The 13,203-nt window shown below is 67.3% G+C and carries 8 protein-coding genes; 2 read left to right on the top strand and 6 right to left on the bottom strand.

The window, feature by feature from the left end:
- Positions 1–7: 7 nt before the first annotated feature.
- Both L6Q67_RS04910 and L6Q67_RS04905 read left to right on the top strand, forming a co-directional pair.
- The gene (locus L6Q67_RS04910; protein WP_296566143.1) at positions 8–1,153 is read left to right on the top strand and encodes a methanobactin export MATE transporter MbnM; all 1,146 of its coding nucleotides are present in this window, start codon (positions 8–10) and stop codon (positions 1,151–1,153) included.
- On the top strand, positions 1,134–2,342 hold the full coding sequence (locus tag L6Q67_RS04905) for a hypothetical protein (RefSeq protein ID WP_296566140.1): 1,209 nt from the start codon (positions 1,134–1,136) through the stop codon (positions 2,340–2,342). The genes L6Q67_RS04910 and L6Q67_RS04905 overlap by 20 nt, the downstream gene beginning before the upstream one ends.
- Before the next feature lie 114 nt (positions 2,343–2,456).
- Here L6Q67_RS04905 and L6Q67_RS04900 read toward each other — a convergent pair whose 3' ends face one another.
- The 6 genes from L6Q67_RS04900 to L6Q67_RS04875 form a co-directional block, all read right to left on the bottom strand.
- Positions 2,457–4,622, bottom strand: coding sequence for a TonB-dependent receptor (locus tag L6Q67_RS04900; protein ID WP_296566138.1), 2,166 nt, complete (start codon positions 4,620–4,622; stop codon positions 2,457–2,459).
- 200 nt (positions 4,623–4,822) lie between these two features.
- Positions 4,823–6,931, bottom strand: coding sequence for a TonB-dependent receptor (locus L6Q67_RS04895; RefSeq protein WP_296566136.1), 2,109 nt, complete (start codon positions 6,929–6,931; stop codon positions 4,823–4,825).
- A gap of 98 nt (positions 6,932–7,029) precedes the next feature.
- A complete protein-coding gene (locus L6Q67_RS04890) occupies positions 7,030–7,656 on the bottom strand; it encodes a response regulator (protein ID WP_296566134.1) in 627 nt (208 codons plus the stop codon).
- Between the two features lie 73 nt (positions 7,657–7,729).
- Positions 7,730–10,624 carry an ATP-binding protein gene (locus L6Q67_RS04885; RefSeq protein WP_296566131.1) on the bottom strand — a complete coding sequence of 965 codons (2,895 nt, stop codon included), beginning with the start codon at positions 10,622–10,624 and terminating at the stop codon, positions 7,730–7,732.
- 91 nt (positions 10,625–10,715) lie between these two features.
- Complete coding sequence (locus L6Q67_RS04880) at positions 10,716–12,119, bottom strand: OmpP1/FadL family transporter (RefSeq protein WP_296566129.1); 1,404 nt, start codon at positions 12,117–12,119, stop codon at positions 10,716–10,718.
- A gap of 30 nt (positions 12,120–12,149) precedes the next feature.
- Complete coding sequence (locus L6Q67_RS04875; protein ID WP_296566126.1) at positions 12,150–13,163, bottom strand: FAD-binding oxidoreductase; 1,014 nt, start codon at positions 13,161–13,163, stop codon at positions 12,150–12,152.
- Positions 13,164–13,203 lie beyond the last annotated feature (40 nt).

The raw sequence follows: 13,203 nt of genomic DNA, 5'->3' as shown, positions 1-13,203 counted from the left end.
GCGCCCCATGCAGCACGCCCCCCTCGTTGCCGGCGCCGCCCTCGTGGCCAGCATGCTCGCCGGGCTGAGCACCGAGCACACCCTCGCGTCCGCAGCGCCGGCATGGCGCTGGAACCTGCCGGCCCACTTCAAGCCGCCCCGCGTCCCGGCGGACAACCCCATGTCGGAAGAGAAATTCCAGCTCGGCCGACGCCTCTTCTACGACACCCGCCTGTCGGGCAACGGCACCCAGGCCTGTGCCTCCTGCCATTTCCAGCACCTGGCCTTCACCGACGGCAAGGCGGTGTCCACCGGCTCCACCGGCGAAGAAACAGCCCGCAACGCCCCCAGCATCGCCAACAGCGCCTGGAACCCCACCCTGACCTGGGCGAACTACTCCATCCTCGATCTCGAACGCCACATGCTAGTGCCCATGTTCGGCGAGAACCCGGTGGAGCTGGGCATCGATGACAGCACCCGCGCCAAGGTTCTGCAGCGCTTCCGCGACGACCCCGACTATCAGGCGCGCTTTGCCCGGGCCTTCGGCCCCGGGGAGGCACAGATCAGCTACGCCCACCTCATCCAGGCCATCTCGGTCTTCCAGCGCGGCGTGGTGTCGGCCAGTTCGCGCTATGACCAGTACCTGGCCGGGAAGCTCAAACTCAGCGAAGCGGAGGAGCGTGGTCGCGCCCTGTTCTTCTCCGAGCAGGCCCAGTGTTCCACCTGTCACAGCGGCCCCACCTTCAGCGACCAGTACGCCGACGCGACGACCACCCCGGTGCGCACGCCCTACCACAACACCGGGCTGTACAACATCGACGGCAAGGGCGCCTACCCCGAGCCCAATCGCGGCATCCTGGAACTGTCCGGCAAGTCGGAGGACATGGGCGCCTTCCGCACCCAGAGCCTGCGCAACGTGGCCGTCACCGCCCCCTACATGCACGACGGCAGCATCGCCACCCTGGAGGCCGTGCTCGACCACTACGCCGCCCATGGACGCACCCTGGCCAGCACCGCCCATGCCGGTGACGGCAGCCGCAACCCCTTCAAGGACCCGCGGATCGACCGCATCCGCCTCGACAGCCAGGACAAGGCCGACCTGATCGCCTTCCTGAAGACCCTCACCGATGAAGAACTTCTCACCCGTGCGCGCTATGCCAATCCCTTCAAGTAAGCCTGCCGCCCTGCTGCTGCCCTCTCTCCTCCTGGCCCTCGCGGGCCACGCTGCCGCCCACGAAACGGCGGCCCCTGCAGAAGACCGCCTGAGCCTCTCCGGCGGCTTCGGGCTGATGTCCCTGCATGCGGATGAGCCCTACCCTGCCCCACGCCTGCCCGGCGTGCTCGAAGCCGGCAGCCCCCGGGCCGACGAACGTCGCGACGGGCTCGACTACGCCGAGATCGCCCTGCGCGCCCGCTTCAGCGACGCCTTGCGCGGCTTCCTGAAAGTGGCGCACCACGGCGGCCCGGACAGCAGCAACCACACCGAGGAAGCCTGGCTCGAAGGGCGCATCGCGCCGGCCCACGACCACCTGGCCACCCTGCGGGTCGGCCGCCAGCTGTTGCCCCTGGGCCTGCTCAACCCCATCCACACCCATGCCCGGGACTTCGGCATCTCGCCCCTGGCCATGCGCGGCGCGGTGAACGATTACTGGCGCGCCGACGGTGTCCGCAGCGACTGGAATCACCCGGCCGGCTGGTCGCTGGGCCTTGGCGCCTGGCGCAACCAGAGCTTCCCCGGCGCCGATGCCGGCGGCTTCAAGCTGCTCACCGCCCGGGCCGGCTGGAAGAAGGAAGCGCTGCAGCTGGAGGCCGGCTACGCCAATGTCAATGCCGACGGCCGGGCGCTGGTGACCACCGGCAACGTGGGCCATACCCACAGCGTACCCAGCTGCACCCGCATCACCACCGACCGGGTGTGCTTCGACGGCACCGCCCAGCTCCTCTCCCTGGCGGCCCGCTGGGCCCCCGTCAACAGCCCCCTGTGGGTAGGGGCCGAGTGGTGGTACAAGCGCGAGGAGGGCCGCCTCGACAGCATCAACGGCGCCCCCGCCTATACCGGCAAGCTCAACGGCGGCTGGGTGGATGTGGGCTGGCAGCTCGCCCCCGGCTGGGAAGTCATCGGCCGCGCCGAACGCCTGGTGGGCCGCCACCACCTGGCCGGCGTCAACGCCGGCCTTGTCGCCACCCAGACCGGCCTCACCGATGCCGACAGGAACCCCACCAGCCTCGGCGCGGTCGTCAAATGGCGCCCCCTCGACGGCCACCGCATCACCGCCGAATGGCACCGGGAGCGGGACGGCACGACAGACAACAACGTCTACTTGCTGCGCTACCAGTTCACCTTTGCCAAAGGGCTGCTGTAAGGACTTCGCTATCCATAACCAAGACAGGCATGCAAGACCGGATCGCCTCCGGCACCGGGGGGTCGCCCGGTGCCGGAGGCGTGTTCAGTGTGCCGGCCTGTGCCCCGACCCGACTCAAAATGCGAGATTGAGCGTCGCCGTGATCGTCCTCGGCAGGGCTGGGGTCACCTGACCGCCAACGAAATAGGCAGACGGGACGTAGTACTTCTTGTCGGTCAGATTGAGGACATTCAGGCCAAGGCGCGCCTTCCACAGGGCATAGGAGATCTGTGCATCCCAAACGCTGGTTTCGGGAGTGAAGAAGGTATTGGTTGAGTTGCCCGGCAGCCTGGAATGGTGGGTCACGCCCAGGCCCAGACCGAGCCCCGTGAGATCGCCCGAGCGGAAGTCATAGCGCGTCGCGAGGCGGGCCGACTGTTCGGGCACGTTGAACAGCTGCTTGCCCACCAGGGCGGCATTACTGTCCTCGGTGATTTCTGCCGTCTGTGACGTGAAAGTGGCAATCCAGGCCCACGCCGGGCTGGCCTGCCACCGGAGGTCCAGATCGACCCCCTTGGAGCGCTGCTTACCCGCCTGGATGGAGAACCCCGGATTGGCCGGATCGCCGATGGCCACGTTCTTACGGGTCAGATCGAACCAGGCCAGGGTGGCCGTGACGCCCGCCAGGTCTTTCAGGCGGATACCCACCTCGGTCTGCGTCGACTCCTCGGGCTTGGGCGGCGTAGAGAAAATCGAGAAAGCGGGCACCTTCATGCCTTCACCGTAGCCGGCAAACAGGGATACTTTGGGCGTGAACTCATAGACAGCGCCCACACGCGGCGTGATCTTGGCGTTGTCACTGACATTGTTGATGCCCCAGGACGGATTGACGTCGTTCACCTTGATCTGCGAATGCCGCAGGCTGCCCAGGAAATGCCAGCGGCCCACATCGATCTGATCCTGGATGTAGGCCACCTTCGACAAATAGCGGTTGCGCTGATCCGGTGTCGCCGGCGCAACGGGCTCCGACCAGGCGGGATACAACGGGTTGGTCAGATCCACGTTGTCAAAGGACACCACGCCAATCCCGTTCGAATAGATCATGAACTCGTTGTCGCGGGTGTTCTCGTAGTCGAAGCCCAGGTTCACGGTGTGCTTCGCCTCACCAAACTGCAGCTTGCCGGTCAGGCTGGGAGACACGGTGCTGGTCTTCAGGTGGGCCCACATGCGAGCCCCGCACAGGGTGTTGATGGTAGGCGTGGCGCTGCCGAAATCCATACAGCCCATCATGCTTGTGGAGTCCACCAGCCAGGTTCCCCGCTGATCCAGCTTCACCTCGTTGTAGGCGGTGAGCAGCGAGAAGCTCCAGATCTCATTGACTCGTTGCTGCCACTGAAGATTGACGCCCTTGGAGGTGTTGGTCGTGTCCGGCAGATGGGCGGCGGCAATATTGGTGCGCCTGGGCAGGGTGTAGGTAGCGGTGTTGAGCGTGCCGTTTGTCGGCAGACCGCTGTAATCGAGGGTTGTGTTGTCCAGGTAGCGCAGCCTCAGCACCACCTTGGTGTCGGCACTGGGGGTCCAGGCCAGGCTCGGGAACAGGGCGCGCTTCTTGAAGAAGACACGCTCAGTCTCGCTGTCGCTGTCAGACCACTCTCCCGTCATCCGGAAGGCCAGCACCGGACTCAAAGGCTGATTGACATCGAAGTTGGTCCCCTTCTCGCCGTAGGAACCCAGCTTGAAGCCGAGCTTCCGCACGACCTCCTGCGACGGTTCGACGGTGGTGATGGCGACGATGCCCCCGGTGGTTTCGTAGCCGCCCACCCCCTGGCCGCCAAAGAGAGCGCCCGACGGGCCCTTCACCACATCGACCTGCTCCACGTTGACCAGACTTTCGTGATTCGTGAAGTTCCCCTTCATGGCGACGCCATCCACAACCGTCGCGGAATGAAAGCCGCGGATCTTGAACACCACGTTGTTGGCGTCGCGTGCATCGACAAGGGACACATTGCTGACATTGCGCAGCACATCGGAGAGCGTTCTCGAACCCTGATCCTCGATCATGGCCCGCGGCACGCTCACGATGGACTGGGGAATGTGCTCAACCGGGGTGTCGGTACGAGTCCCTGCGCTGACCGACTTCACCACGTAGTCGTATTCACGGGCAGCCCGGACATCAATCGTGCCCAGCTGGGCTGCCTCCTGCGCGAAAGCGCTAGAAAAACAGCTGCCAATCAAGGTCGCAATAGCCGTCCTCCCCAGCACCCTGCGAACTGCAGACAAATCCGTTCTTTCATGCGCCATGGAACCCCCAAATGTCAAAGTCGAGGGCTGCCTCTTGAATCCGTCAGGAGGGCAGCCCAAAGGCGCCGACCTTAACGAAGTCTGCCACCGCGAGGAATGTGGCGAGTTGTCGCACAACCAACAGGCCAGGCCTGAAACGAACACGCCCTGCGCCCAGTGAATTCGGTCCACAACGCTACCGAGCACATGCCGCAAAGCGCTTAGAAGTTCATGCTCAGCGTCACCCTCACCGTACGGGGCTCGGCCGGGTGGGAATGGATGCCACTGACGCCTTCCGCGGCTTCGCCTTGCAGGCGTGAGGTGTAGTTGTAGTCGATGTCGCTCACCTTGCGGTTGAACAGGTTGAAGGCGTCCAGGGACAGCCGGGTGTCGGCGTTGATCCGGTAGCCGACCCGGGCGTAGGTCAGGGTGCTGGCCCTGGAGCGCACGCTGTTGTCCTCGATGAGGGGGCGCGGCCCGAAGTAGCGGACCTGGAGCTGCCCGAACCAGGGGCCCAGGTCGGTCACCGTGACGCCGGCCGACAGCACTTTCTGCACCGCGCCGGGCACGTGGCGGCCGGCATTCGGCGCGTCGCCCTGGGGCTGCCGGAAACGGGCCCGGGAGAGGGCCAGATCCGCATCCAGGATCAACCAGGGCGCGGCCACATAGTGGTTGTTGAACTCCACCCCATGGCGCCGGGATGCGCCGGCGGCCTCGGTCTCACCCGCATCACCCACAAAGACCAGCTCGGAGGCCATATCCAGCTGCCACAGGGCCACGGAACTCTGCAGCCCCGGCAACCATTCGCTGCGGAAGCCGATCTCGCGGCCCTTGGTACGCACCAGCGGGATCGCCGGGTCGATGGCCTCGCCTGTCTTGGCCGTCACCCTTGCGGTCATGCCGCGGGCGTCATTACTGTGAAAGCCGTAGCCCCAGTTGAGGAAGACCTCGCTCTTCTCCCAGGGCCCGAAGATCAGCGATAGCTTGGGGCTGTTGATCCAGGCGGTACGCTCCCCACTGTTGGCGTCGATATTGCTGGTCACGTCCACGCTGCTCCGGTCGGCACGCAGGCCGGCCACGCTGCGCAGCCAGGGCAGCCAGCGCGTCTCGTTCTGGGCGAACAGGCCGACGCTGTTCTGCTGCACCCGGCTCTGCTGGGTGACACCTGTGCGGACCCCGTCCCTCGCCGTGTACAGCCCCACCGGGCTCAGGCTGTCCCGGCGCCACTGGGCGCCAAGGGTGGTGTTGCTCGCCAGCCCGCCGAGGCTGCCCTTCCACAGGCGGCTGAGGCTGCCGCCCATCACGTTGCGCGACTCGGCCTGTTCGAACTGGTCCCCATCCACCGGGTTGTCGAGGAAGTAGGTGAAGTTGGAGAACAGGGCGAGGCGCGAGCGGATGAAATAGGCATTGGCCGCCCACTCGCCATCGTCCATCTGCCGCAGCATCTGCCACGACAGGCTGTAGCGGCTGGTCTTGCCCTGGTCCGACGGGTCGAGGGTGCCGTAGCGGCCGATCAGGCCACCGTCGATGGCCCGCTGTGGCACCTGGTCGGTGCTGTGCCAGTGGGAGGTGTAGGCCATCGCAGTGAGGCTGTGCCGGGTGCCGCCCTCGGCCAGGCTGTAGCGCAGCACGCCATTCACGCGGCGGTAGTTCTCAGGGTTCTGCCAGGGCCCGTTGTTGTAGGCCCCTTCCAGCGCGTACAGCAAGGTGCCGGCATTCAGATCCACCGACTTGGCCACCAGGCCACGGGTGAACTGCCGCTCGCCAATCGTGACCGACGCCAGGCCCTTGGGCAGGCTGTCGACGAGATTCAGACGGGCAGAGCCGGCGGAGCTGAAATCCCCGTCCTCGGCCGCATACAAGCCCTTGCGGTAATGGATGGACTGGAGCAGCTCGGGGATCAGGAAGTTGAGATCGGTGTAGCCCTGGCCGTGGGCATGGGTGGGCATGTTCACCGGCATGCCGTCCAGGTGGGTGGCAAAGTCGGTGCCGTGGTCCAGGTTGAAACCGCGCAGGTAGTACTGGTTGGCCTTGCCGTCGCCGCTGTGCTGGGACACGATCACGCCGGGCACGAACTCCAGCACCTCGGCGGGGCGCAGGGTCGGGCGGCCCTGCAGCAGCTTGCGGGTCACCACGCCTTCACTGGCTGCGTCAGTGCTGCCAACTGCGTTCTGGTAATTGCCCGTGACCACCACGTCGGCCAGGGTTGGCACCTCGCCGCCCGCCCCCTGGGCAAACGCCTGGCCCGCCACGAACACACTGGCCAAGGCCAGCGCCCGCGGACAAACGGGGGTATTGAAGGGCACGGGAGTCTGATGGGTGGGTTTCATTCTGGTGCACGTATGATAAAAATTAAATTGATCATACATCCACACCCGATCACACCCCATACGCAATCCGACGTAGGCCCGGGCCCCTGAGCTGTGGATCAGCCCCCCTCGCCCGCCGCCTGCAGGCGCTCGACCATGCGGACGAGATCCGGCAGGGTGCTCACCCCCATCTTGTGCATGATGTTGTGGCGGTGCACCTTCACCGTCATCTCGGAGACACCGAGTTCGGCGGCGGCCTGCTTGTTGAGCGCCCCCTTCACCATGTAGGCGATCACCTCCTTCTCGCGGCCGGTGAGCAGCCCGTGACGGCGGCGGATCTCGCCGATCTCGCTCTCTGCCTGCAGGGTGCTGCGCGCCTGCTCCAGGGCGCCATGGATGGCCGCCAGCAGGTCCTCGTCGCGAAAGGGCTTGGCCAGAAACTCGACCGCGCCTTTCTTGATGGCTCGCACGGCCATGGGAATGTCCCCGTGGCCGGTAATGAAGATGATCGGAAGGGAGGCGCCCGACTGGGCCAGCTGGGCCTGCAGCTCCAGCCCGCTGAGCCCGGGCATGCGCACATCGAGGATCAGGCAGGCCACCCGGGGCTCCCGCGGGGCCTCGAGAAAGGCCGCGGCCGACGGGAAGGTCTCCACCTGCAGCCCCACCGAGCGGATCAGGCTGCTGAGCGCCTCACGCACCGAGAGGTCGTCATCCACCACATACACCCTCTCCAGGCTATCCGCCACGGGCACCTCCTGGCTGCTGCATTCCTTCCATACGTTTCTCCTTTCGTGACGAGGTGTGCCCGCGGTCCGGGCTTCAGCTATCGGGGATGGTGAACTTGAAACATGCGCCGGGGCCCTCGTCCCGCTCCAGCCACAGGCGCCCACCGTGGTTCTCGACAATGCTGCGGCTGATGGCCAGCCCCATGCCCAGGCCATCCGGCTTGGTGGAGTAGAAGGCTTCGAACATGCGCGCCCCCGCATCCGCGGCAATCCCCGGCCCGCTGTCCCGCACCGAGAACACCGTGCCCCCCACCGGGTCGGCCGCCACGGCGATGTGCAGGGTGCGCTCCGGGCCGGGCTGCTCGCGCATGGCGTCGACGGCGTTGACGATGAGATTCAGGATCACCTGCTGCAACTGCACCGCATCCGCGATCAGGTGCGGCGGGGGTTGGGGAATGTGCACGCTCACCTGCACCCCCGCCTCGGTCAGCACCATCTGCAGCATCTGCAGCACCTCACCGACGATGCGCGGCAGATCCACCGCCACCCGGTGGATCTCGCCGGCCCGCAGAAAGCCCCGGATGCGCGAGATCACCTCGCCGGCCAGGCTCGCGTCGCGATTGACCCGCTGCAGCGCGGCCGCCACCTCGACCAGGTTGGGCTCGTCGTGGGACAGCCAGCGCCGCGCCGCCTGGGTGTTGGTGATCACCGCCGCCAGGGGCTGGTTGATCTCGTGGGCGATGGACGCCACCAGCTCGCCCATGGCGGTAAAGCGCGCCACCCGGGTCAGCTCGACGCGGGTGGCGGCCAGGGAGCGCTCGGCCTCCATGCGTGGGGTGATGTCCTCGACGATCACCGCCAGCATGGGGCCGTCCTCGGCCATGGCGGGGATGCGCGAGGCACACACGCTGGCCCACAGAAAACCGCCGTTCCGCTTCTCGTAGCGCTTCTGCACCGTGTAACTGGGGAAATCCCCGTCGAACAGGCCATGCACATTGCGCTGTGTGATGCCCCTTTCGGAGGGCGCGGTGAGTTCCACCAGGGAGACGCCGACGATGTCATCCCGCGTGTAGCCCAGCATGCGCTGCAGGGCCGGGTTGGCGGAGAGGATCTTGCCGTCCCGGTCGGCCAGGGCGATCCCCACCGCGGTGTTCTCGCACAGGCCCTGCCAGCGCCGGTCGGACACCTGCAGGGCGGTGAAGCTGCGCTGCAGGGACTTGCGGCTGGCCACCAGGCCGGCGGTGAGCTCGAGGATGTCCGAGGCCTGGGAGTTGAGTTCCCGCTGCAGGATGTCCACGGTGCGCTTCACCGCCACCAGGTTGCGCGCCCGGGCCCGCAGCTCCTGGGCCGAGAAGGGCTTGGTGAGGTAATCCTGCACCAGGTGTTCGAGCAGGTTCTCACGCAGGGCGTCGTCGGCCCGGGCCGACAGCACCAGCACCGGCACGCGGGGGAAGTCCGGCTGGTCTCCCAGGGAGCGGACGAAGCGCTCGCCGCCCCAGCGCGGCATCATCAGGTCGGTGATGATGAGGTCGGGCGGATCGGCGATGGCCGCCTGGAAGGCCGACTCGCCGTCCTCCCGCAGGATCACGTTGTACTCGTCGGCCAGCACGTCATACAGAAACAGGCGCAGGTCCGGGTTGTCCTCGGCCACCAGCACCTTCGGCTTGCCCGGATGAAACGCCTCCTCGCCGGGGTGGGGGAGCTCCGGCCCGATGGGGACCGCCAGATCCGACAGGGCTGCTGCATCCCGCCCCCCGCCGCTGCGCACATAGGCCCCATCCGGCGCCCGGGCCGGCAGCTCCACCTGGAAGAGCGCACCGCCACCCGGCGCATCCACCACCACCACGGTGCCCCGGTGCAGGTCCACGAACTCCTTGACGATGTTCAGCCCGAGGCCGCTGCCCCCCGCCTCCGGGTCGTCACTGCCCTGGGTGAAGCGGTCGAAGATGTGGGGCTTCATGGCGTCGGGCACACCGGGGCCGGTGTCCTGCACGCCAATCAGCACACGCCCTCCCTTCACCCGCTCGATCTGGCAGGCGATGCGCCCCCCGGCCGGGGTGAACTTGAAAGCGTTGGAGATCAGATTGACCAGCACCCGCACAAACTTGGCCCGGTCCACCTCGGCGTAGAGCTCGTCCTCGCCGCGCAGGCCCAGGCTGATGTGCCGGTCCTCGGCCGCGGCCTCGAAGCCCGCGGCGATCTCCCGTACCAGGGCCACCAGGTCGGCATGCACGTAGGCCATGGGCATCCGGTCGGCATCGATGCGGGCCAGATCCAGCAGGTTGTTCACCTGCTGCAGCAGGCTGCGGGCATTGCGCTGGATGGCCGCCAGGCGGAAACGCTCGCGCTCGCCCAGGGCCGTGCTGTCCTTGATGAGCTGATCCACCGGCCCGAGGATCAAGGCCAGGGGGGTGCGCAGCTCGTGGCTCACGTTGGCAAAGAAACGGGTCTTGTAGCCGTCGAGCTCCTTGAGCTGCTCGAGGGCCCCCTGCAGTTCGCTGTTCTTGCGCGACAGCTCGGCGTTGCCGGCGATCTTCTCGGTGATGTTGCGCCCCTCGGGCAACAGGAAGGCGACCTGGCCCTCGTCGTCGAGAATGGGCGTCAGGGAGAAGTCGATGACGATGGTGCGGCTGCCCTGGAGGTCGCCGAAGACTTCAAAATCGCAGCGCACGAACTGGCCGGTGCGGGCCTTGCCGATCATCTCCCGCACCCGGTGGCGCACCTCTTCCGACACCTCCCACCAGCGCGCCTCCCAGAAGGGCCTGCCGATCACGTCCTCCAGGCCCAGGCCGGCACCGTCGAGGGCCGCCTGGTTGATCTCCAGCACCGTCCCGTCCAGATCCAGCAGGCCCAGGAACTGGTACATGGAGTCGAGGATGATCCGCGCCATCTTCTGCCGCCGCACGTCCCGCGCATCGCCAGCCTCGATCACCACCCCGCGCACCGAGGTACGCCGGGCCACCCTGCAGATATCGTCGTCGGGATTCATCCTGTTTTCCTTGGCGGGCCTCCGGGAAACGGCCGCAGACCCAGTGCATGACGGTGGCGGGAGGAGCCCTCCTCGCCCCAAGGATGCCCCCTCAGAAGCGGTAGGTGTACACCAGCGTCGCGTTGTCCTGGGCGTGGCTGACCCGGATGGGGGCCGAGGTGTTGGGTTGGCTGAAGTTGTTCATGTTCTCCTGGAAGGCGTGGGACCAGGCGAAATCCACTGTCGAGCTGGGCGACACCGCGTAGCCCACCCCCACCGACACATGCTTGCGCGGCGTGGCCGGGATCACCGCGAACAGGGTCGAGGACGACAGGGCCTGCTGGGCCAGGCGCAGGCCGCCACGCAGCGTCCAGCGGCTGTCCATCTGCCAGGCCGCGCCCATGGCCAGGACGGTCTGATCCTTGTAGTTCTGGGGCAGCAGGATGTTCAGGTCGCCGCCGCCGTCGGCCACAAAGCCCACCTTGATGTCCTTCATCACGAAGGACCAGAAGACCCGCGACACGTCCGCCGCCAGGGTGAGCTGGTCGTTGACCCGATGGCTGAGCCCCAGGTTGAAGACCGCCGGCATCTGGAAATCGCGGAGGCGGATCTTGCCCCCCAGGGGCACCTGCCCGACCACGCCATCGATGGCCGTCAGGGTGGCCCGGCCCTCCATGTCCGCCATGCGGCTGCGGGTGGTGTAGGCGGCCCCCAGACGCGTGGCCGGCGACAGGGCGTAGGTCATGCCGATGCGCCCGGTGTAACCCCAGGCATTCACGCCGCTGGCCAGGGGCGAGTTGCGGGTCAGGCTGAAGTGGGCGCCGCGCAGGTCGGGCAGGCCGCCCAGCACCGGCAGCAGGGAGCCGGACACCCGGGAGGCCCCGATCAGGCTGCCCACCTGGTCGGCGCCGAGCAGCAGGTTGAGGTTGAGGCCCTGCCACACGGCATCGACGCCGCCGCCGATGGTCAGCGCTTCGGAGGCCCGGAAGCTCGCCGCCAGAGGGATGTTGAGCACCAGCAGGCGGCTGGAGTTGTCGAGGCCGGTGTCCACGCCCCCCGTCGCCCGGGACAGGAAGCTGTTGCGCCCGTACTCGGTGCCCAGCCCGCCCTGGGCAAAGGCGCCGAGGCCGAAGGTCCATGCCCCCATGCGCCGGGTGAAGGCCGCCTGGGGCGCGTAATAGGGGCCACGGTTGCTGCCATGATTGGCCGAGTGGACGTGCTCGCCGGTGCTCCGGTTGGTGACGTCGATGTCGGTGGTGACCAGGTCGAGGCCGATCTGGGCGGCGTTGTCGGCCTGCATCAGCGACAGGGTGGCCGGATTGGTCATCATGCCGGCCGGCCCCACGTCCAGGGCCGTGGCCACGCCGCCCATGCCCCGGGAGATGGCGCCGAAGCCCTCCAGGCGGAACACGTCGGTGGCGTGGGCCGTGCCGGCGGCGGCAACGGCCAGCGCCAGCACGGCGCCCCCCATGGCCTGCCGCGGCAGGTGTTGTCCCTTCCCTTGTCTTTTTTTCATTCTTGTCTCCACACCGTTCCTCGCGGAACCTCAAAAGAATCGATCGAAATGGATCTGCTCGAAAGGCACCTGGTACTCCACCATCAGCATCTCCTGGAGCGCCTGGGTCATGGGCGGCGGGCCGGCAAAATAGAACTCGTAATCCGCCAGGGGCGCCGCCAGGGCCGGGGGAAGGCGGGTGTGCACAAAACCCGTGACACCCGCCCAGCCCTCTACGCCCGGGGAGGAGACCACCGGGCAATAGACGATGTGCTCACCGAAGCCCTCGAGCGCGGCCAGCATCGACTCGCCGCACACGTCACGGGGCTCCCGTGCGCCGTAAAAGAAATGCAGCCGCCGGGTGGCGAGCATGCCCGCCGCCACCGCCCCGCGGGCAATGGAGATCATTGGCGCCAGCCCGGAACCGCCGGCCACACACACCAGATCCCGGGGCGAGTCGGGGCGCAGCCAGGCCACGCCGTAAGGGCCGTCCAGGCCCAACTCCGCCCCCGGCACCAGGCTGTCGAAGAGCGCGGCCGTGCCCTGCCCGCCCGCCACCCGGCGGATCTGGAAATGCCACTCCCCGTCCGCGTTGGGAATGTTCGATAGCGAATAGGCGCGGGACGCCGCCACCCCGGGCAGGTCGAGCATGGCGTACTGCCCGGGCAGAAAGTCTGCCGCCCCCTCCACCTTGAAGCGGAACTCCCGCAGATCGTGGGTGATGTCGGTGCTGCCGGTGAGCACCGCCCGACGCCGCCGGGGGCGGATGGGGGGCACGTACTCCGGCCCCGTCGCCAGCTTGATGGACACATCGCCAAGGGCCCGGCACTGGCAGGCCAGGTGCCGGCCGCGGCGCCGGTCGCGCTCGCCGAGGCCCGGCGCCTCGGGCCACAGGGTCTCGACCTCGCCGTGCAGCAGCTCGAACTTGCAGCCCCCGCAGCCCCCCGAGTTGCATTCGTAGGACAGGCCGACGCCGGCCCGCAACCCCGCCCGCAGCAGGGTGTCGCCGGGCAGCTGGGTGAAGCGGCTGCCGTCCCGTTCGTTATGGATGACTGGATCGCTCATGCTGTCTCTCCGGCGCCACTCCGCAGCCCTCAGGACTGCG

The organism is Zoogloea sp. (assembly GCF_023150065.1).
Lineage (GTDB): Bacteria > Pseudomonadota > Gammaproteobacteria > Burkholderiales > Rhodocyclaceae > Zoogloea.
The sequence above is the reverse complement of the archived record's forward strand: the minus strand, read 5'-3'. Positions and strand labels throughout refer to the sequence as shown.

What these genes read in the sequence shown, in the direction of transcription:
- L6Q67_RS04910 (WP_296566143.1), top strand. Translation starts at nt 8, where the DNA reads ATGCAGCACGCCCCCCTCGTTGCCGGCGCCGCCCTCGTGGCCAGCATG.
- L6Q67_RS04905 (WP_296566140.1), top strand. Translation starts at nt 1,134, where the DNA reads ATGCCAATCCCTTCAAGTAAGCCTGCCGCCCTGCTGCTGCCCTCTCTC.
- L6Q67_RS04900 (WP_296566138.1), bottom strand. Translation starts at nt 4,622, where the DNA reads ATGGCGCATGAAAGAACGGATTTGTCTGCAGTTCGCAGGGTGCTGGGG.
- L6Q67_RS04895 (WP_296566136.1), bottom strand. Translation starts at nt 6,931, where the DNA reads ATGAAACCCACCCATCAGACTCCCGTGCCCTTCAATACCCCCGTTTGT.
- L6Q67_RS04885 (WP_296566131.1), bottom strand. Translation starts at nt 10,624, where the DNA reads ATGAATCCCGACGACGATATCTGCAGGGTGGCCCGGCGTACCTCGGTG.
- L6Q67_RS04880 (WP_296566129.1), bottom strand. Translation starts at nt 12,119, where the DNA reads ATGAAAAAAAGACAAGGGAAGGGACAACACCTGCCGCGGCAGGCCATG.
- L6Q67_RS04875 (WP_296566126.1), bottom strand. Translation starts at nt 13,163, where the DNA reads ATGAGCGATCCAGTCATCCATAACGAACGGGACGGCAGCCGCTTCACC.